This is a genomic window from Candidatus Nitrososphaera gargensis Ga9.2 (assembly GCF_000303155.1).
Taxonomy (GTDB): domain Archaea; phylum Thermoproteota; class Nitrososphaeria; order Nitrososphaerales; family Nitrososphaeraceae; genus Nitrososphaera; species Nitrososphaera gargensis.
Genome location: NC_018719.1, coordinates 1,334,645 through 1,351,997 on the forward strand (window position 1 = coordinate 1,334,645; position 17,353 = coordinate 1,351,997).

Sequence of the window (17,353 nt, forward strand, 5' to 3'; positions counted from 1 at the left end):
CATGGAGCGAGCAAAAGTTATGGAGCAGGGACAAGATCATGACTGCAGCGTCTTTTCTGCTACTGATTTTGAAACAGGCGAGCAAGTTTGCATAAAGTGCGGCATGGTTACTCAAGAAGCAGACAACCGCGATATCTATGTATCAGACCTAGAAGGCCGCATGATGAATGCAACCTCAAGCTATGCGGGGAACGGCCTGTTAAACTCTGAAACTGAGAACATGGATTATGTCAGCAAAAAGAACCCCGGTCTGGCCTACAAGATCAACCGCGGCGGCAAGGATTTTCAAGGCAGGAGGGTCAAAACATCGCTAAATGATGCTTATCGTTCTGGCTGTATCGCTGGCGGCAAGGAGATGATTGTAAAACAAGATCCCCTCACCGGCGAAGTTTCCCTTAAATTCAATGGCTATGACAAACCCATGCTGCGAATGGTCAAAGAGCGCGCCATGTCTGAGCTTTCCAGATACAATCTCGATACTGTAGAAATGACTATAGTTGCCAAAGAATGCAAGCGAATAGTTAGCCAGCTATTCTTTGGTCCAATGCTAGAATATGCCTGGATGGCCGCCGCTATTAACGCTGGAGTACTAAAAAAGAGGGATGCACTTGCCATTGAAAAAGCCATGTATGACCTGATGGAGCCAATTAGGGTACTGCTGCTGTCGCACGGCGACAAGACTTTAGCGGCTGAACTGACCAAGCCAGCGCAGCCCATTGAAGCAAAGTCATAAAGCAATAATTTTCCTTCATGACTGAAGTATCTGGCTCTCTTACTGTTACGTTCAATGTGAAAAATGCAGGCGACTTGCAGCGGATTCTTGACATTTGCAAGGAATTTGATGGTAGTTTCAACGGTAGCTTTGCACAACCAATGCCGCATGAGCCACAAATAAGACAGCAGCAGCCTAATCCTAGCCCTTCTATTTCAAAAGAAGAAACCTATGACAGGATTATCAAGCTGCTCAAGTCTACATTCCCTAGAGATGGCTTTGCCATGCGTGATGCTGCGACTCTAGTAGCTGAAAAGCTGCACTACCAAAGGACAACTGTAAGAAACGCCATAACATGGGCCAGAAATAAAGGCGAGCTCTTGAAACAGGGCCATGGGTACTATTTTAGAGACTTTATTCAGCAGCAAGTTGCAGCCAAGATCCAAGAACAACAACAATCGCCACCACCAGCAGCAAATAGCAGCAATGACAATGCTGCCGCCGATGGCAATTTTCCAGTTTTACCAATTGGTGAATCGTCATAATGGCATGCCGGGGTATATGCGCGCAGCTAGTCAAGAATAATCCTGTCTGGGAGCAATGGACACCGCGCTATATGAGCGGCTTTAAACGCTGCCATGAGTGTGAGGTGTTCCTGTTTACCGGGGCTCTTAGATGCCCATGCTGCAATTATAGGCTGAGATGTTCGCCAAGAAACAGAGCACATAAACAAAAGTTCATTATGGCTACATGCCGCCGTATCTAATCAATCACACAATAGTCAAAAAAAGGGCGGCATATAACTAGAAAGGCGGTAAAAGTGGCAATTCTGCCATTTGGTGTTTTGGCGGACTAGCGCATTTACGGGAAAAGTTGTAACACGAATAATTTTATCTCAATATGGCATGTCGCGGGCTATGCGCGAGATATGAGCAGAGAGCGCCTCTATAAGCGTAATTTCTTGGTGGCTTATCTTGATGTGGATTGGTGCATTATTGCACCTATTAATTTTGATTTATGGGCACCAAAAAGCATAGAATGACAGTAGGGTTTGACAAGGGCGACATTGACTTTTTGCAGGAGCTTGGGATCTTTAAATCGACCGGCGATGGCATCAGGTTTGCTGTCAAGCTTATGCGGCTGTATTCTATACCCACGCTCAAGGCCATAAAAGAAAAGGAGTTGTCATAATCCTTGGTTTGACAAAAGCTTATAATGAAAGCGTAAGCTTTACCATCATCACTTTCTTCTTTAGAAAAGAGAATGATGCCCCTCCCTCTCCTTGAGGTGCATCTTTGAATATATGAGATGTCGTGAATGACAATTTTACCAAGGAGAAAGTATTAAAGGTGATAATCCCAAGGGATGGAGTGATGGGGACCGCCGACGGAGCGCAGGGTCTTGTGCTCACTGTCGAAGAGCTTCTGGGTCGACCTTTAAACGATATTGAAAAGAAATACGCTCCCAAAATCCTTTACGTCAAAGGATCAATGCGAATTCCTTTACCAAGACCCAGAGTGTCGATAGTGGGTTCTAGGAAGGCATCCGAAGAGGGACTTCATGCGGCCAACAGAATCGCGAGCACCCTAGTAAAAGATGGAGTTGTGATTGTCAGCGGTCTTGCAGAAGGAATCGATACTTCTGCCCACCAAGCAGCCCTAGAATCGCATGGACGAACGATCGCAGTTATTGGCACGCCGCTGAACAAGGTCTTTCCTGCAAAGAATTATCAGCTTCAACAAGAAATTATGAATAACCATCTAGTCATTTCACAATTTCCCATCGGGCATCCAACACGTCCGAAGGATTTTGTTCTAAGAAATCGGACTATGGCACTGATTTCTGACGCCACAATTATTGTGGAAGCTGGTGAGTTTAGCGGCTCTTTACATCAGGGTTGGGAAGCACTCAGGCTTGGCCGCTCATTGTTCATTTGGAAATCTATATTGGAAAATAAAAAACTCACTTGGCCGAGGAAGATGATGCAGTATGGCGCGATGGAGCTTTCCAATCCAGAAGATGTCCTTGAAGTTTTGCCATCAGATTTACAGATGCCTTTATTCCAGTAACTATAATGCGCATCACTAAAATTGAATTCGGTTCATACCTGACATATTCGCCAAAGTGCGATTCAGATGCAGCTAAAGCATCAAGAAACGCCATGAGAGCGTTAAAGGACGACGAAGTTCTTCCAAACTCTCAAATTCTGACATCTGAATTCATTGCGAATCTGATCAGAGATAATCTCAATAGCTTGCCCTTTTCAAATTTCTTTAAAGCCAAGCCTATTCTAGTTCCCACTCCGCGCAGCTCCCTAATTCGACCAGGCACTCTCTGGGTTCCACAACGACTAGCCAATGCACTTGCGCAAAGAGGACTAGGAAAGAATGTTGAGCCTTGTCTTAACCGCTTCAAGGCTGTAAGGAAATCTGCAACAAGTCAAGGAGACAGGCCAAAGGCATTCGAACATTACAATTCGATGGAAGTGCAAAAAATCTTTCCTGAACCCTCAGAAATTCTTTTGATAGATGATATTGTAACGCGAGGTGCCACCCTCTTGGGCGCAGCTAACAAATTGGCAGATGCCTTTCCTAGAGCGCACATTCGTGTATTTGCTGCGATGCGAACGATAAGCCCACCGGATGTTTTTAGATCACTGTTTGATCCGTGCGTAGGTAATATCGAGTTGAGAGGCATCGATACATTTCGACGACCCTAGCTGTCGACCCTTCTAATCTCAATGACGGGTTTCTCGTTCCTCTTAACATATTCAAATTCTACAAGCTCTCCGCCCTTGAGCTCCCATTGCTTTACGATTCTGACAGGAATGGTCACAAATAAGCTTGAGGGATGGTCCTGCCGCTTTCTTACTATGGATCTTGGGTGCTTGGCAAACTTTATCTTGCTCATATGTGTACCAAAATTGCTTTTTGGAGTCCATAACAGGGACTTTTGACCTCTTTTCACTTGAAAATTGCCTCATAAGGATAGTTTAACATACGCATACTGCATGGAAAGAATAATAGCTATTGCAAAGGAATTTTACCCTCCCCGGTTATAACACTGAACCCATAAAGGATGCAGTATTGTCGTGCTAGACCCAATCACCACTATAGTAGTTCTCATTGCAGTTGGCCTTGGGGCCGGAACCTTGGGTTCGATGATAGGGGTGGGCGGCGGCATCATAATGGTGCCGGCTCTTACATTCTTGGGCTTGCCGCCTGCCCAAGCGGCAAGCACGAGCCTAATTGCGGTGACCTCTACAAGCGTGTCGTCGACTATAGAATATTCCAGACAAAAGAGGATCGACTACCGGCTTGGGCTCACAATGTCTGCATTTGCAGTACCTGGCGCAGTGCTGGGCGCCATCCTTTCTGAATCCGTGTCAGTAGAGTCGTTCAAGCTGTACTTTGGCATCTTGCTGATGTTCGCCGGCATCTATGTGCTTTACAAGAATTCAATTCTAAAAGATAGCGCCGCCAAAAAGCGCTCGATGGCCTATGCCGCAGTGTTTCCGGCAACTTTTGGAGCAGGCATCATAGCAAGCTTATTTGGCGTAGGCGGCGGGATAATATTTGTGCCACTGATGCTGCTCGTGCTTGGCCTGACTATGCCGCGTGCCGTGCCAACATCTCAGCTGACGCTCATGACGACTTCGATTGCAGGCATCTTTGCGCACGGTCTCTTGGGGCATCCTGACTACCTGCAGGCAGCCGCTCTGTCAGCAGGCGCGTTTGCTGGTGCACAGATAGGGGCAAGGATATCGCGTACTACAAAAGACGTGCTGCTTCAACGTTTGCTGGGCTTGGCACTGATAGCAGTGGCCATCGAGTTTGTCATCGACTGGTTCGCCTCAAGGTAGTTTGGCTTGTTTTTTGGCAGCCCTAATTTTTGTGGATATATCTTTACTTTCTTGCTTCGTCGACATAGAATATCGCTTCGTTTCTTTTGAGCGCGACGCCAGCTGCCAGGTTCAGGATTGAATTGTGCAGCCTTGCAGCATCAGGCTCTGATCCTTCGCTATTGCCGGCGAGCACAAGATGCAGCTTGATACTTGAGCCAAGGACATCACCCAGCTCTTGGTTCACTGTCGCTGTGTACGGCCGCAGCGCGCCGCGGAAGACATCAGCCCTTGCTCTTAGGACGCCAGAGATCTTTTTGCCCACAGGCGCGTCCGGCCCAACGATTACGACTGTGCCCTTAGAGTCCTTGTACTTTGCAGGCTCTTCTACCGCGCCTTGCGGTGCCATCGCGTTTACCGCTTCCTTTGTGATCAGCCCTGGAATGTAGATAAAGTTGTTGACCAGTGCGTCCCACTGGCTTCTTGAAAGCGAGCTGAATGCGGCATTGTAGTCATAGTCGCCGGTAAAATGAATGACAGAATCGATCTTGCCAAACTTTGTCCTTGCGGTGTTAAAGATGCGCCTCACACTCTCTTCGTCCAGCATGTTTATGGCGTGGTTGTGGAAATCTCGGTATTCTTGCATGTCGCTCTGGTTGTTGGCAAGGACTATTACCTGCTTTGCGCCAGCGCCTTGCGCAAGTCTTGCGACCTGCTTGACCCGCTCGATGTCTTTTTTGGCTGAAGAGCTGGTGGTCAGGATGATGACCTTGTCCTTCAAGTCGGGCTGTGCTGGTCCGTCGACTGAGGTTCCAACTATCGGCTTGACAGGGTAGAACACGCGGTCGTTTGGGATCACCCTGCCGTTTATCAGCTTGCTTATCTTCTCGTCGCAGAGGTTCATGACCATCTCTGCCACGTCCTCCTGCGTCAAGAACTCGCCGTCAACTATCATCTTGCTAGTGTTATTCTGTATCTTTTCGGCAATTTCCTGCATCTTGGCAAGAGCGCCTGCAACGGTTTCCGAAAGTTTCTTTATGTTTTCTTCAGATTCTTCTTGCCCACGCGCCTTGGCAATCTCGACCGCCACCTGTCGGCAGCCGTTTGCGACAACTTCGTCCTGCTCGCCCAGCAGAGGGAGCGCGCCCGCAGTGACCTTCTCGACCTCTATAGAGCTAAGCCCAGGGTAGCCGCCTATGCGCAGAAATTCGGCGGCAGCCTTTGGATAGACTGTCTTGTATATCCTGTCAGAGTGCACCGGCCCAGGGTTGGTGGATATCGAGCGAATGTCGCGCTCTACCAGCTCCCACGCAAGGGCCTCTGCAAGGCGGTTCTTGGCTCCCTGTGCCGCCGTGTATGGAGTCCGAAATCTGTAGGGCCTCTGCTCGTAGCGGTTCTCCTCTGTGAAAAATGTCGCAATCGTGATTATCTTGCCGCCCCTTTCCATCGCGCTCAGACCGCTGACAGAGGTCCAGAACGTGCCTGTCAGGTGGATGGCAACAGCTTCGCGGAACTCTTTGACGCTTGCATTTGTAAAAGTCTTGACAGGTCCTGAAACACCTGCATTGTTGACAATGATGTCGACCTTGCCAAACTGATTCTTCAGGCTCGCAAACATGGCGTTTATGCCGGCTTCATCTGCGACATCAACTCTGGGGAAAACCACGACCTTGCCAGAAGATCCGGCAGAAGCGATTATCTTGTTCAGCATGCTAGCTGTCTGGTCAAGAGGCTCCTTTCTCCTGCCCATGATGACAATGTTGGCACCGTTCTCGGCAAACTTTTTTGCTATTGCCTGCCCGATGCCTGTCCCGCTGCCAGTAATAACAACAGTTTTACCGCTAAATTTCAGATTAGATTTGAGAGAAGACTGCTTTTCCACAAAATTGCAACTTTTTCAGGACTATTAAAGGTAACTTCATGTCCGGCATTAGTTATGAACACCTTTGTGGAATTGCTAGGGCGTTGGTTTGTTGAGTATATGCAGCCGAGTTTTAATGTGCCCCGCAATCCTGTCAGCGATTTCCAGCATGGCCTGGTTGAAAGCAAACGAGTCTTCGTGAATCCATTTGCCATAAATCCTGATGTGGTCGTCCAAGGGGTCAACCCTTATCTCGCCTTCGCGCAGCATGACTTCCTTTAGCATCTCAATCAGCTTGGCGTCCTCTTGCAATACCTCGGCAAACTCGTCCGCGCCAGTCCACCTGACGCCGACTACTTGCTTGTTGCCAAAATGGCCCTTTGTTATGGGCTCACACCTTGCAAGAAAATTGCCGTTCTCTCCGCTTTCTACCTTCAAGATATAGTGTACTTGATAATATTGCAACAGGCCATACGGCAACGGGGTTGGGTCTTGCTTTGGCATATTCTCTCAATTCCTCTGCAACACTTGGACAAAGTCGATATTTTTGCCGTTTACTTTTATCAGGCCCTTGTTAGTCACTAGTCTGGACGACAGCGCAAAGCCGTGGCTGTAGTAGGCTTCTTTGTGCTCTAGCTGGTGCGATCCGTATGGAAGCGCATCGCAATCAATCCCACTTTTCTTCATTTCCTGCGCCAGCTTTTGGTGCGCAGCCACCCTCTTTATGACGATCGGCTCGGCATCACCATGACCACCGTGTTCTTCCTCTTCCTCGTGCGATTGAGCGTGAGAAGAATGATGTGTATGCTCCACGGCAACAGATAGGATTGCCGCCCACAAATAAATTCTACTGCAATCTTTTCAGGTATCTCTTGACGCCTGATTTCTCAAGTATACCTGCCTTTTTCAGCACGCTGGATTCTAGGTCGCGCTTGTATTTTTCGACCTTTCTGGCTATGTCTTGGTGCTTTATCGCCAGAATCTGGCACGCAAGTATACCTGCGTTCTTGGCGCCGTTTACCGCGACAGTGGCTACAGGAACGCCGGGTGGCATCTGCGCTATTGACAGAAGCGAATCCAAGCCGTCAAGGCTCTTTGTCCTGACTGGAACACCGATTACGGGCAGAGGCGTCAGCGATGCCACCATGCCAGGCAAGTGAGCAGCGCCTCCGGCCCCTGCAATAATGACCTCCATACCTCTCTTCTTCGCACCAGAAGCGTAATCGACCATCCTCCTCGTGGTGCGGTGCGCAGACACTATCGTGATCTCATTTGGAATGCCAAACGAGTCGAGAACCTCTTTTGCCTCTTTCATTACAGGCAGATCAGAGTCGCTTCCCATTATGATGCCGACAAGAGCTTTTTTCATTCTGCTCCACCCGTAGGGATAAGCTCGACCGCCTTTCTAGCCTTTGCGGCGCGCGCAAGCGCCTCCTTTACAGTCCTGCCTGTAGCAGTGATATGGCCCAGCTTGCGCTGCGGCTTGGCAGTTTTCTTGCCATATATGTACAGCTTTGCGCCGGGCACTCTGAGCATCTTTGTCAGGCCCTTTACAGCGTATGGCCCGTTTGAATTTTCAGCGCCAAGTATGTTGATCATGACCGCAGGCGATAGCAGCTCTGGTTTTGATAGTGGCAGGTCGAGCACCGCCCGCAGGTGCTGCTCAAACTGCGAGACGGAGCACGCCTCGTTAGTATAGTGGCCTGAATTGTGCGGCCTTGGGGCGATCTCATTTACCAACACGTCGCCCTTTTTTGTTACAAACATTTCAATGCCAAATATCCCGGCGCCGTGCAGCACTTGCATGGTTCTTTCTGCCATCTTTTTTGCTTTTAACTCCACTTTGCGATCAATTCTCGCCGGCACTATAGTGGTGTCAAGGATGCTGTTCTTATGTATGTTTTCCGCCACCGGGAACGACTCTATCTGGCCGCTTGGGTTGCGGGCGACCATTATGGATATCTCTTTTGTGAACGGCACGAACTTCTCCAGCATGCATTCCCTGCCTGCAAAGTAGTTGAAGGCTTCATGCATTTTGTTTTTTGAGGTTATCAGAAAGTTGCCCCTGCCATCGTACGAGTCCTCGCATGCTTTGAGCATGGCAGGGAATCCAAACTGCTCGCATAGTTCGTGCAGGTGCTCTTCAGATCGCACAAGCGCAAAATCCGGCACGGCGATCTTGTGATCTTTCAGAAACGACTTTTGCCGGTATTTGTTCTGTATTATACGCAGGGTCTCCGGCGCCGGCCTGACAGGATAGCTCTTTGCTTCAAGCTCTTTGAGCGCTGCAGAATTCGCCAGCTCGATTTCATAGGTCAGAATGTCGCACTTTTCCGCCAGTTTCATTATCGCGTTTTCGTCCTTAAAGTCGGCAACTATCTGCTCGTCTGCCACTCCAGAAGCTGGGCATCCTTCAGTAGGATCAAGCACGATAACCTTAAGCGACATCCGCCTTGCCTCATGCGCAATCATTTTTCCGAGTTGACCTCCGCCGATAATACCTACGCAGATTGGTCGGCCTATGGCAAGGAGGTCATTGCTAACCATTAACTTGGTATTAGCTGGTTAGTAGCAGTGTTAAAAATCTTTCAATCATAGATAGATTTTTTATTGCATGCACATAGTAGGCATTGCAATGATGAGGCTCCTACGCAAGGGCAAGGTCAAGGACATTTACGAGCTTGATAACGGCAACATCTTGTTTCACTTTTCAGACCGTGTTTCTGCCTTTGATGTCAATATGGCCACTCCCATCCCAAGGAAGGGTGAGGTTCTCTGCAGGTTCGGCCAGTTTTGGTTTGATACGCTTCAAACTCCGCATCACATGGTAAGGATAGTCGAAAAGGACAAGATGGAGGTAAAGAAGCTCAAAATGGTACCTGTGGAATGCGTGGTACGGGGATACTTTTATGGTAGCTTTGTCGACCGATACAAAGGTCATCTTGGCAAGGGTCTGCCATTGGACTTCAAGCCTATTCTGGCAGGTAAACTGCCGCGGCCCATTTTCGACCCTACGACAAAGTCTGAGGAGCATGACACGCCAATAACCAGGCAGCAAGCAATCTTCTCAGGCATTTTGTCTGAAAAGGACTTTGATTACTTGGAAAAAACATCAATATCGCTATATGAGAAAATGAGCAAGATTGTGGAGCGGGCAGGTTTTATCATTGCAGACGTCAAGTTCGAATTTGGCAGGAATGAACAGGGCGACATTGTCCTTGGGGACTCGCTTGGTCCCGACGAGTACAGGCTGTGGCTCAAGACCGACCACCAGCCCGGCAAGGTTCAAGAAAGCTATGACAAGCAACTTTTGCGCGACTGGCTTGCCAAGATAGGGTTCAAGGACAAGGTAGACAGTCTTGCCAAGGAGGGCAAAAAACCTGAATCTCCTGAAGTGGCGCCCGAAGTGGCAAACGAGCTTAGCCGGCGATACATTCTGGCCTACGAGCGCATAAGCGGCCGCAAATTATAGCTCAATTTCAGACCTGCTTTTTGCCAGTTTTTGACCAGTATGCATGCTCATAACGACCGCACAGGCTAGCATGTCTGCCCTGCGGCGACTATCTACCATACTTATTAAATTGCTATGATAGATATCATAGCAATAGTATTAGTATATTAATATTGTATTAATAATCGTTACGTATAGCTATATGTTGGACCGACATGGCAATAGTCATAACATTTAACAATCAGGGCAACAATTACTGATATAACTGCCTTTTACTATGTACGTTCGATTCTGATGCTACAATGGCCGAAACCCTGTTCCAGAAAGATGTCAGGATAAAAAGAGTGACTACACTTGGCTATTCTGCCGCACAGGCACTAAATGACCCCGTCAGGATAAAAATCCTTGAAATCTTGAGCCACAAGCAAATGTCTGCCGATGAAATCGCCAAGGCGCTTGGCAGCTCGGGTTATAAAAAAGCAACAACTACCATCCGGCACCATCTGGACACTCTGAAAAGTGCCGGCCTGATTGAAGCCACCAAGATGGTCGAGGTGAGAGGCGCCGTGATGAAATATTATGCACCAACCCTCCGCGCATTCAGCTATGATGTGCCAGACCTCGAAAAGCATGCCAAGCTTGTTGATGACACAGGCACTAGGCTGCTAAAGGTTTTGAAAAGCGTGCTTGAAGACAAGAAATTTGTCGCGGCGTTTGCAGGAAAGGATGATGTTTGCAGCCAGTGCAAGGGCGACCATTACAAAGAATATGCTGCGCTGGAAATATTAAACGCAGCACTGGCAAAAGCTATGGGAAGAAAAGAGTACGTAGAAATGATTGTTGCAGGAAAAGAGCAACCAAAAAAGTAGCTATTCGATAGTGATCCTGAATATACCCTTTGCGTCCTTATCCTGCAACATTTTGACAATCTTTCTTGGTACGTCAGAAGAAGCCTTGTCGCACCTGACTGACAATGTGCGCGGGCAGACAAAGTTCGTCTTGCGTATCACGATGTCGTGAGGGTTTTGTAGGCTAATCCGTTCGTCGCCTCTGCCATTTATGACAAAGGTCTCGCTGCCCACCATTATCTCTATGCTCACGACAGAGTCGTTTGATGCCAGCCTGCGCTTTAAGGTCTCGTCTAGGTCGGCGCAAGCCTTGCTCGCCCGCACCCCTATTATGCAGTCACCCCTTAGCGTAAGATGTTCATCCTTGGTTATCTCAACCGTCTTGCCATGCAGCGACTGGACATTTGGGTGACCATAGAATATCACTTCGTCCTGAACCATACGGGAATCACTTGGCCGGTACGATATTAAAATCAAGCTTGCGTTTGCTTTTGTGCCGAGCCCTCATAGTTAGGCTTAAATGGAACATTACAAAAATCTAGATTGAATTGTTACCAGCAGCAGCGGGCTATGACCGAGCCATTACCGTATTTTCGCCAGACGGTAGGCTTTACCAAGTGGAATATGCGATTGAAACTGTCAGACGCGGGACACTGGCTATAGGCATCAAGAGCAAGGACGGCGTAATACTTGCAGTAGAAGAAAAGGCAAGAAAGCTTCAGATATCAAATGTAACCCAAAAGATCTTTCAGGTTGACGATCACATTGGCGTTGCAGCAGCAGGCTATATTCCTGACGCGCGCACTCAAGTAGATCACGCGCGCTTTTTTGCCCAGAGCAATAGGCTGATCTATGACGAGCCGGTAGATGTCGAGGGCGTTGCCAAGAATATTGCAGACATGGCCCAGCAGTTCACGCAATACGCTGGCGTGAGGCCATTTGGCGTTGCGCTCATACTTGCAGGCGTTGACAAGAATGGTTCTGCTCTATTCCTGACAGACCCGAGCGGCACATACATCGGCTATGATGCAGTGGCGATAGGCGCCGGTAGCGATCAGGTGACAGAATTTCTTGAAAAGAGCTACAAAGCCGACATTAGCCTTGACGAAGGCGCTGCGCTTGCAATCGAATCCATCTATCTGGTGAGCGAGGAAAAGACTGGCACAAGACACCTAAAGATGGCCATAATTGACAACAAGACAAAGACAATGCGCAAGGTAGAGGACGAGGAGATAGAGAGATACGCTTCAATGGCACGAGACAGGACCTCGAAGCGGGGCACCTGATAAAATTATAAGGAATAACTGCCCAGCTGAATTGCGTAATGGTAGCGAAAATAGGTGCCAAGGCACCCAACCTTCAAATTTCAAGATGGGTTCAGGGCAAGCCCACAAACATTGACAAGGAAAAAGGCAATGTTGTTCTGGTCGAAGTTTTTCAGGTCAACTGCCCCGGCTGCTTTCTCTATGGAATCCCGGAAGCAATAGACATTTACAAAAAGTACAAGGATCAAGGGCTGACCGTCCTTGGCATGGCGACCGCTTTTGAGGATTATGATAAAAACACGCTTGAGAATCTGCAAAAGCTGGTCATGACCGGCGAAGTCATTGGCGAGACATACCGTGCGCTGGCGCAGTACGGCCAGCTAATGGATGGCAACAAGATACCATACAAGATACCATTTCCAGTTGGCATGGACATGCTAAAGAAAGAATCCGGCCAGATGATGACCGACAGCAAGGTAATGGACTTTATCGAGGCCAACATCCCCGACTTTAGATCATATTCCGAAAAGGACAGACATTTGCTGGTTGAGAGGGTAAAGCAATACTTGAGGTCAAAGGAATACAGCGCCAAGACCTTTGAAGAGTATGCCCTGCGCGGGACTCCGTCGAGCATACTGGTCGACAGGAAGGGCATACTGCGCTCCACGTTCTTTGGATCAAACGGCTTTTTAGAAGGCGCAGTTGAAGAGCTGCTGAAAGAATAATGCCCAATCTCTGGGTCGCGATACCTGATTCTTCGCTTTCAGACGAGCAGACAAGGCGCGACAAGAGCATCAAGATTGCGCAGTTTGCGCGCGCCTGCGCCATCTTCCAAGTAAAGAGGATATACATCTACCATGACTCGCTGTCCCAGTTTGAAAGGGACGATCCAAATCTGCTCAAAACGATCCTGCGCTACCTTGACACTCCACAGTATCTGCGCAAGGCCTTGTATCCTAGGATGCACCAGCTGGAATATGCAGGAATACTGCACCCGATCAAGGCGCCGCATCACAAGCCTCCTGAAGACATCAAGCGCGTGAGAGCCGGCGACGTGCGCACAGGAGTCATCACTAAGGTCAAAGGGCAGCTGTTTGTTGAGGCTGGACTTGGGTCTCTCGTGCCGTTTGTCGGTCAAGGCTTTGAAGGCAAGAAGGTAAATGTCAAGTTCATCTCACCGTACCCCAACCTGAAGGCGATCGAGGCTTCTGAGGAGGACATTTTCGAGTACTGGGGATATGAGGTAAAGGAAGTACCGTCGCTTGGCAAGCTGCTGCTTGCAAGCGCAGAAAACACCGAAGTCGTCATCACGTCAAGGAAGGGCAGCTACTTCAAAAATGTAGAAGCCAAGCTTATCGAACGGGCCAAAAACGCGCAAAATATTCTAGTTGTATTTGGAGCGCCAAAACACGGCGTGTACGATATCCTTGCAAAGGAGGGAGCAAGCATTAAGCCTTACGAATTTGTCGTCAACATGTTCCCAAACCAAGGCACAGAGACAGTAAGACTGGAAGAAGCTGTGCTTGGAACTCTTGCCATTCTGAATCATTCTATCGGCAAAAGATAATAAAAGGAGAAGAGAGGAGGGAGTTCGAGGACGCCTGTTGTGACGGCGTCTCTCACACTATGTGTCTCTATTGCGCTACCGCTATGTCCGGCATGTAGAATACGACAGTTACACTTGTGGACACTTGCTGTTCGCCAGGCATGATGGGTGTTGATGATACTGCGCTTTCTGACAATGCGCTGCGGCCATAGAAGATCGGGAAGTTCACATCGTTCAGGTGTATTGATTGGACGCCAGATATGGTGTATCCCAACGCCGAGGCTGCCACTTCTGCCCTGTACTTTGCGCTGTCTATTGCTTCCTTGATCAGGCTGTCGCGGACTTCTTCTTGTCTTTCATCTGACAGGAAGAAGTATATTCCGTTGACGTTGTTGGCACCTGCTTCGATTGCTGTGTCGATTACCTCGCCGGCATCGATTTCGCCATCTACGTCAAGCGTTACGGTGATGCTGTTTACTGCCCTGTAGCCAACAATTTCCTGCCCTGGCTGGCATTTAGGAGGTGGTGGGTAGATCATTATGCACACTTCAGCTGGCTCTTTGTGTTGGTAAACAGGAAACACATTGTAGTTGCTTGTGCCTATCTGATCTTCGGTGATGCCAAGTTCCTTGAGGGCAGCTATGATCTGGGCTATCAGGTCAGCGTTCTTGGAAGCTGCTTCTTCTGCAGATGTTCCATTCGTCTCAACGCCAACGGCGATAGATACTTTGTCTGGCTTTACAGAAGTTGTTGCAGTACCTGTGGCAGAGACTATGGACGTGTTGTTATGAAGTACTGGGTGCTGCAGACCGGATTCTTGTGCGGCAGCTCCTCTGCTTGTCAGCGGGAAGCTCCCGACCAAGACAGCTACCAAAAGTCCTACTGCAAGTATGCCTGCGAATAGGGCTATCTTTGTGTTTTTGTTTACGTTCTGATTTGACGACATATCTTAGGCTTACTAAAGGGTGGCAGATTAGGTAAACCTTGATTTTAGAACGTGTTTCACGTTCCGTTCTACGTTTCAGAACGGCCACATATCTTCGACGATAGTGCATATAGATGAACGGATTCCCTAGAGCTTTTTCCTGCCAGTCATGCCTAGGAATTTCTATTTCTTTCAAGGTTTCCCATATTGCGGTTAACTTATTAAAGGGACAGGCAGAGTCATGCAGTATCTATGGGTCATCGCAAGTATAGCGCCCCGAGGAGGGGTAGTGTTGCCTTTAGACCAAGGGCAAGGGCCAGGAGCCTTGAGGCAAGAGTTAGAACTTGGCCTCAGCTCGCAGCAGAAAAAAGCTCTCTTTTAGGGTTTGCAGGTTTCAAAGCTGGCTGTATTCACGTACTGACAATTGATGACAGGGAAAAGACACCAAACTTTGGCAAGCAGCTGCTCAACCCGGCAACTGTAATCGTGACACCGCCCATCAGGGTTATTGGCATCCGCGGCTACAAGAAAGACATCTACGGCCAGCATGCTATCTTTGACGTTTATGCCAAGGATCTGCCAAAAGAGCTGTCGCGCAAATTTGACGCCAAGTCCAGCGATGAAGCCTTTGCAAAGGCAGAAGGCATGCTTGGCAGCGCAAGCGCCATCATGGCGATAGTTGCGGTCTCTCCAAATTCTATTGGCCTTTCTCAAAAGACTCCGTTTGTTTTTGAAATGGCAGTTTCCGGCAAGGACGCAAAATCACAATATGACTATGTAAAAAGCGTCCTTGGCAGAGAGGTTAAGGTAAGCGACATTTTCCAAGTGGGACAAAACATCGACGTTTTTGGCATAACACGCGGCAAGGGCATTGAAGGCCCAGTCACAAGGTTTGGGATCAAGAGAAAGCAGCACAAGTCGAGAAAGAGCGTCCGCGCTGTGGGAACACTCGGCCCGATCTCGCCTGCGGTGGTCATGTACACAGTCGCAAGGCAGGGCCAGAGGGGATTCCACCAGAGGACCGAATACAACAAGCGCATACTCGTCATGTCAAACACTGAAAAAGACGGGCAGAATTCAATAAACCCATCAGGCGGCTTCAAGCATTTCGGGCTCGTCAAGGGCGACTACATCATAGTCAGGGGCTCCGTTCCGGGCGTTCCAAAGCGCCTGATAAAGATGAGGCAGCCAATACGCAATGTATCTAAGAAGGTGCTCGAGCCAAAGGTTTTGGAGGTTGTAGTTGAATAATGAAGGCCAAAGTAGTTGCAGTAAGCGGCAAGGAAACAGGCGAAATCGAGCTGCCTGTAGTCTTTGATACGCCGTACAGGCCAGAAGTCATTCACAAAGTCTATGTGAACCTGCTGTCACACTCGTACCAGAGGCAGGGTCGCTATCCCGCTGCAGGTGAAATGGTAAGTGCCGAGTCCCGCAACACTGGCCTTGGCATTGCGAGGCTTGCAAGGGCCAGAGGAGAAGGTTTCCCGAGGGCAGGTCAGGCGGCAGGTGTAGCAGGCGTCAGGCACGGAAGAGTTGCCCACCCACCAGAATCGTGGAAGATAATCTACAAGAAAATCAACCACAAGGAAAAGCAGCTTGGGCTTTGCTCTGCAATAGCTGCAACTACCAGAAAGGAGCTTGTGCAGCAGCGCGGCCACAAGATAGGCGACAATGTAAAACTCCCGATAATCGTTTCAAACGACATCGAATCAATCGCCAAGACCAAGGACCTGAAAAAGGCACTGCTGGACCTTGGCCTTGGCGATGACATTGCACGAGCAAGCATGACGAGAAAGGCGCAATCCGGCACCGCAAGACGCAGAGGTAGACCTGCAAGATCAGGCACGAGCGCCCTCATTGTAGTAGGCAACAACTCAAAGCTGGTCGCGCTTTCGCGGTCCATATCCGGAGTTGATATCAAACATGCAAAGGACGTAAGCGTAATTGACCTAGCACCGGGTTCAAAGCCAATAAGACTGACAATATTTTCGCAAAGTGCAATTGACGAGCTGAAGAGCCTGCAGGCACCAATGCACAAAGTAATGGAGCTGATCAACAAATGAGCAAAGAAACAACAACAAAGGCAGCAGCATCAGCGGCAGAGCCCAAGAAGGAAGCGCCAAAGAAAGAGGCCAATGCGACGGCGGCACCAACAATTAGTATGACAGCAGAAGAAGCAACATCCTTGATAATCGCGCCTTATGTAACTGAAAAGACGTTCAACCAGATAGAGAAGGAGAACAAATTGGCTTTCATTGTCGCAGAGAAGGCAAGCAAGAAGGAGATAATCGAAGCCATCCAGATCCTCTACGAGGCTGAAGCGACAGAGGTTAACACTACTAGGACGATCAGAGGCAAGAAGGCGTTTGTGAGATTCAAGGCGCCTGAAGGTGCAAGAGATCTGGCAACAAAGCTGGGGCTGGTGTAATAGTAGCAGCATGATTTTCTCGTTAGATTTAAAAGTGGTCCCTCGAACAAGGAGTGAATGATCTAGTTGGTACGTGAGTTCAAGTTCAAAGGTTACACCCATGAGCAGCTTCAATCGCTGTCGATAGAGAACCTACTGCCGCTTCTTAATTCAAGGCAGCGCAGGTCGCTTGACAAGCGCGTCAGCACTTATATGAATGACGACAAGAGGAAGTTGCGCGAAAAGGTCAAGCTCGCCAGAGAGGGCAAGATGAAGGGCAACATAAGGACACATGCCCGAGATATGATTATTCTTCCAGACATGGTAGGTCTCACTATTCATGTTCATAACGGCAAAGAGTTTGCGCAGGTTAACATCAAGCCGGAAATGATCGGACACTACCTTGGCGAATACGCGATAACAAACAAGCGTGTGCAGCACGGCGCGCCAGGTGTCGGAGCTTCCAGGTCAAGCCTGTATGTCCCATTGAAGTGATT

At 48.8% G+C, this 17,353-nt stretch carries 23 protein-coding genes; 15 read left to right on the forward strand and 8 right to left on the reverse strand.

The genetic code is table 11. The features are described 5' to 3' along the window. The first annotated feature begins 1 nt into the window (after nucleotide 1). The 5 genes from NGAR_RS07965 to NGAR_RS07985 all read left to right on the forward strand — a co-directional run bounded on the left by NGAR_RS07965 (nucleotide 2) and on the right by NGAR_RS07985 (nucleotide 3,431). On the forward strand, nucleotides 2–733 hold the full coding sequence (locus NGAR_RS07965) for a hypothetical protein (protein ID WP_148681172.1): 732 nt from the start codon (nucleotides 2–4) through the stop codon (nucleotides 731–733). A 17-nt stretch (nucleotides 734–750) separates the two neighbouring features. Beyond that, nucleotides 751–1,257, forward strand: coding sequence for a hypothetical protein (locus NGAR_RS07970; RefSeq protein WP_015019182.1), 507 nt, complete (start codon nucleotides 751–753; stop codon nucleotides 1,255–1,257). 472 nt (nucleotides 1,258–1,729) lie between these two features. Beyond that, the gene (locus NGAR_RS17450; protein ID WP_015019183.1) at nucleotides 1,730–1,903 is read left to right on the forward strand and encodes a hypothetical protein; all 174 of its coding nucleotides are present in this window, start codon (nucleotides 1,730–1,732) and stop codon (nucleotides 1,901–1,903) included. Between the two features lie 182 nt (nucleotides 1,904–2,085). Beyond that, nucleotides 2,086–2,781, forward strand: coding sequence for a DNA-processing protein DprA (locus tag NGAR_RS07980; protein WP_015019184.1), 696 nt, complete (start codon nucleotides 2,086–2,088; stop codon nucleotides 2,779–2,781). A gap of 5 nt (nucleotides 2,782–2,786) precedes the next feature. Beyond that, nucleotides 2,787–3,431, forward strand: coding sequence for a phosphoribosyltransferase (locus tag NGAR_RS07985; RefSeq protein ID WP_148681174.1), 645 nt, complete (start codon nucleotides 2,787–2,789; stop codon nucleotides 3,429–3,431). On the opposite strand, the gene NGAR_RS07990 is transcribed toward NGAR_RS07985, so the two are convergent. Next, entirely contained in the window at nucleotides 3,428–3,622 is a 195-nt protein-coding gene (locus NGAR_RS07990; protein ID WP_015019186.1) for a hypothetical protein, read from the reverse strand. The two genes, NGAR_RS07985 and NGAR_RS07990, sit on opposite strands and share 4 nt — an antisense overlap. A 181-nt stretch (nucleotides 3,623–3,803) precedes the next feature. Between NGAR_RS07990 and NGAR_RS07995 the strand changes: the two genes are divergently transcribed. Beyond that, nucleotides 3,804–4,574, forward strand: a complete 771-nt coding sequence (locus tag NGAR_RS07995; RefSeq protein WP_015019187.1) for a sulfite exporter TauE/SafE family protein — start codon at nucleotides 3,804–3,806, stop codon at nucleotides 4,572–4,574. A gap of 43 nt (nucleotides 4,575–4,617) precedes the next feature. Here the strand turns inward: NGAR_RS07995 and NGAR_RS08000 are convergent, their stop codons facing one another. From NGAR_RS08000 to purK, 5 genes are all read right to left on the reverse strand, one after another. After that, the gene (locus tag NGAR_RS08000; protein WP_015019188.1) at nucleotides 4,618–6,435 is read right to left on the reverse strand and encodes an SDR family NAD(P)-dependent oxidoreductase; all 1,818 of its coding nucleotides are present in this window, start codon (nucleotides 6,433–6,435) and stop codon (nucleotides 4,618–4,620) included. A 75-nt stretch (nucleotides 6,436–6,510) separates the two neighbouring features. Continuing rightward, a complete protein-coding gene (locus NGAR_RS08005; RefSeq protein WP_015019189.1) occupies nucleotides 6,511–6,918 on the reverse strand; it encodes a hypothetical protein in 408 nt (135 codons plus the stop codon). A gap of 6 nt (nucleotides 6,919–6,924) precedes the next feature. Further along, nucleotides 6,925–7,227: a hypothetical protein gene (locus tag NGAR_RS08010; RefSeq protein ID WP_148681175.1), complete on the reverse strand. Its 303-nt coding sequence runs from the start codon at nucleotides 7,225–7,227 to the stop codon at nucleotides 6,925–6,927. Between the two features lie 34 nt (nucleotides 7,228–7,261). Next, nucleotides 7,262–7,783 carry a 5-(carboxyamino)imidazole ribonucleotide mutase gene (purE, locus tag NGAR_RS08015; RefSeq protein ID WP_015019191.1) on the reverse strand — a complete coding sequence of 174 codons (522 nt, stop codon included), beginning with the start codon at nucleotides 7,781–7,783 and terminating at the stop codon, nucleotides 7,262–7,264. Then, a complete protein-coding gene (purK, locus tag NGAR_RS08020; RefSeq protein ID WP_148681176.1) occupies nucleotides 7,780–8,961 on the reverse strand; it encodes a 5-(carboxyamino)imidazole ribonucleotide synthase in 1,182 nt (393 codons plus the stop codon). Before purK ends, purE begins: the two co-directional genes overlap by 4 nt. 91 nt (nucleotides 8,962–9,052) lie before the next feature. Between purK and purC the strand changes: the two genes are divergently transcribed. Next, entirely contained in the window at nucleotides 9,053–9,886 is an 834-nt protein-coding gene (gene purC, locus NGAR_RS08025) for a phosphoribosylaminoimidazolesuccinocarboxamide synthase (protein WP_015019193.1), read from the forward strand. A 281-nt stretch (nucleotides 9,887–10,167) separates the two neighbouring features. Next, nucleotides 10,168–10,734 (forward strand): ArsR/SmtB family transcription factor, encoded by a 567-nt coding sequence (locus tag NGAR_RS08030; RefSeq protein ID WP_015019194.1) that lies wholly within the window; start codon nucleotides 10,168–10,170, stop codon nucleotides 10,732–10,734. Here NGAR_RS08030 and NGAR_RS08035 read toward each other — a convergent pair whose 3' ends face one another. Continuing rightward, on the reverse strand, nucleotides 10,735–11,154 hold the full coding sequence (locus NGAR_RS08035; RefSeq protein WP_015019195.1) for a DUF371 domain-containing protein: 420 nt from the start codon (nucleotides 11,152–11,154) through the stop codon (nucleotides 10,735–10,737). 107 nt (nucleotides 11,155–11,261) lie between these two features. On the opposite strand from NGAR_RS08035, the gene psmA reads away from it, so the two are divergent. From psmA to NGAR_RS08050, 3 genes are read left to right on the forward strand one after another with little or no spacing between them, the layout of a single operon-like run. Continuing rightward, the gene (gene psmA, locus NGAR_RS08040) at nucleotides 11,262–11,999 is read left to right on the forward strand and encodes an archaeal proteasome endopeptidase complex subunit alpha (protein ID WP_148681177.1); all 738 of its coding nucleotides are present in this window, start codon (nucleotides 11,262–11,264) and stop codon (nucleotides 11,997–11,999) included. 38 nt (nucleotides 12,000–12,037) lie between these two features. Next, nucleotides 12,038–12,703, forward strand: a complete 666-nt coding sequence (locus NGAR_RS08045) for a thioredoxin domain-containing protein (RefSeq protein WP_015019197.1) — start codon at nucleotides 12,038–12,040, stop codon at nucleotides 12,701–12,703. Next, a complete protein-coding gene (locus NGAR_RS08050; protein ID WP_015019198.1) occupies nucleotides 12,703–13,545 on the forward strand; it encodes a putative RNA uridine N3 methyltransferase in 843 nt (280 codons plus the stop codon). Before NGAR_RS08045 ends, NGAR_RS08050 begins: the two co-directional genes overlap by 1 nt. Nucleotides 13,546–13,612: 67 nt before the next feature. Here the strand turns inward: NGAR_RS08050 and NGAR_RS08055 are convergent, their stop codons facing one another. Continuing rightward, entirely contained in the window at nucleotides 13,613–14,470 is an 858-nt protein-coding gene (locus tag NGAR_RS08055) for an SIMPL domain-containing protein (protein ID WP_015019199.1), read from the reverse strand. 231 nt (nucleotides 14,471–14,701) lie between these two features. On the opposite strand from NGAR_RS08055, the gene NGAR_RS08060 reads away from it, so the two are divergent. The 4 genes from NGAR_RS08060 (at nucleotide 14,702) to NGAR_RS08075 (ending at nucleotide 17,351) form a co-directional block, all read left to right on the forward strand. After that, nucleotides 14,702–15,700, forward strand: a complete 999-nt coding sequence (locus NGAR_RS08060) for a 50S ribosomal protein L3 (protein WP_015019200.1) — start codon at nucleotides 14,702–14,704, stop codon at nucleotides 15,698–15,700. Then, nucleotides 15,700–16,512: a 50S ribosomal protein L4 gene (rplD, locus tag NGAR_RS08065; protein ID WP_015019201.1), complete on the forward strand. Its 813-nt coding sequence runs from the start codon at nucleotides 15,700–15,702 to the stop codon at nucleotides 16,510–16,512. The genes NGAR_RS08060 and rplD overlap by 1 nt, the downstream gene beginning before the upstream one ends. Continuing rightward, nucleotides 16,509–16,877 (forward strand): 50S ribosomal protein L23, encoded by a 369-nt coding sequence (locus tag NGAR_RS08070; protein ID WP_015019202.1) that lies wholly within the window; start codon nucleotides 16,509–16,511, stop codon nucleotides 16,875–16,877. Before rplD ends, NGAR_RS08070 begins: the two co-directional genes overlap by 4 nt. A gap of 66 nt (nucleotides 16,878–16,943) precedes the next feature. Then, nucleotides 16,944–17,351 (forward strand): 30S ribosomal protein S19, encoded by a 408-nt coding sequence (locus NGAR_RS08075; RefSeq protein ID WP_015019203.1) that lies wholly within the window; start codon nucleotides 16,944–16,946, stop codon nucleotides 17,349–17,351. The last annotated feature ends 2 nt before the right edge of the window (nucleotides 17,352–17,353 follow it).

What these genes read in the sequence shown, in the direction of transcription:
- NGAR_RS17450 (WP_015019183.1), top strand. Translation starts at nt 1,730, where the DNA reads ATGGGCACCAAAAAGCATAGAATGACAGTAGGGTTTGACAAGGGCGAC.
- NGAR_RS07970 (WP_015019182.1), top strand. Translation starts at nt 751, where the DNA reads ATGACTGAAGTATCTGGCTCTCTTACTGTTACGTTCAATGTGAAAAAT.
- NGAR_RS07980 (WP_015019184.1), top strand. Translation starts at nt 2,086, where the DNA reads ATGGGGACCGCCGACGGAGCGCAGGGTCTTGTGCTCACTGTCGAAGAG.
- NGAR_RS08045 (WP_015019197.1), top strand. Translation starts at nt 12,038, where the DNA reads ATGGTAGCGAAAATAGGTGCCAAGGCACCCAACCTTCAAATTTCAAGA.
- NGAR_RS08005 (WP_015019189.1), bottom strand. Translation starts at nt 6,918, where the DNA reads ATGCCAAAGCAAGACCCAACCCCGTTGCCGTATGGCCTGTTGCAATAT.
- NGAR_RS08070 (WP_015019202.1), top strand. Translation starts at nt 16,509, where the DNA reads ATGAGCAAAGAAACAACAACAAAGGCAGCAGCATCAGCGGCAGAGCCC.
- NGAR_RS08030 (WP_015019194.1), top strand. Translation starts at nt 10,168, where the DNA reads ATGGCCGAAACCCTGTTCCAGAAAGATGTCAGGATAAAAAGAGTGACT.
- rplD (WP_015019201.1), top strand. Translation starts at nt 15,700, where the DNA reads ATGAAGGCCAAAGTAGTTGCAGTAAGCGGCAAGGAAACAGGCGAAATC.
- purC (WP_015019193.1), top strand. Translation starts at nt 9,053, where the DNA reads ATGAGGCTCCTACGCAAGGGCAAGGTCAAGGACATTTACGAGCTTGAT.
- NGAR_RS08060 (WP_015019200.1), top strand. Translation starts at nt 14,702, where the DNA reads ATGGGTCATCGCAAGTATAGCGCCCCGAGGAGGGGTAGTGTTGCCTTT.
- NGAR_RS08050 (WP_015019198.1), top strand. Translation starts at nt 12,703, where the DNA reads ATGCCCAATCTCTGGGTCGCGATACCTGATTCTTCGCTTTCAGACGAG.
- NGAR_RS07965 (WP_148681172.1), top strand. Translation starts at nt 2, where the DNA reads ATGGAGCGAGCAAAAGTTATGGAGCAGGGACAAGATCATGACTGCAGC.
- NGAR_RS08055 (WP_015019199.1), bottom strand. Translation starts at nt 14,470, where the DNA reads ATGTCGTCAAATCAGAACGTAAACAAAAACACAAAGATAGCCCTATTC.
- NGAR_RS07990 (WP_015019186.1), bottom strand. Translation starts at nt 3,622, where the DNA reads ATGAGCAAGATAAAGTTTGCCAAGCACCCAAGATCCATAGTAAGAAAG.
- purK (WP_148681176.1), bottom strand. Translation starts at nt 8,961, where the DNA reads ATGGTTAGCAATGACCTCCTTGCCATAGGCCGACCAATCTGCGTAGGT.
- NGAR_RS07985 (WP_148681174.1), top strand. Translation starts at nt 2,787, where the DNA reads ATGCGCATCACTAAAATTGAATTCGGTTCATACCTGACATATTCGCCA.
- purE (WP_015019191.1), bottom strand. Translation starts at nt 7,783, where the DNA reads ATGAAAAAAGCTCTTGTCGGCATCATAATGGGAAGCGACTCTGATCTG.
- NGAR_RS08035 (WP_015019195.1), bottom strand. Translation starts at nt 11,154, where the DNA reads ATGGTTCAGGACGAAGTGATATTCTATGGTCACCCAAATGTCCAGTCG.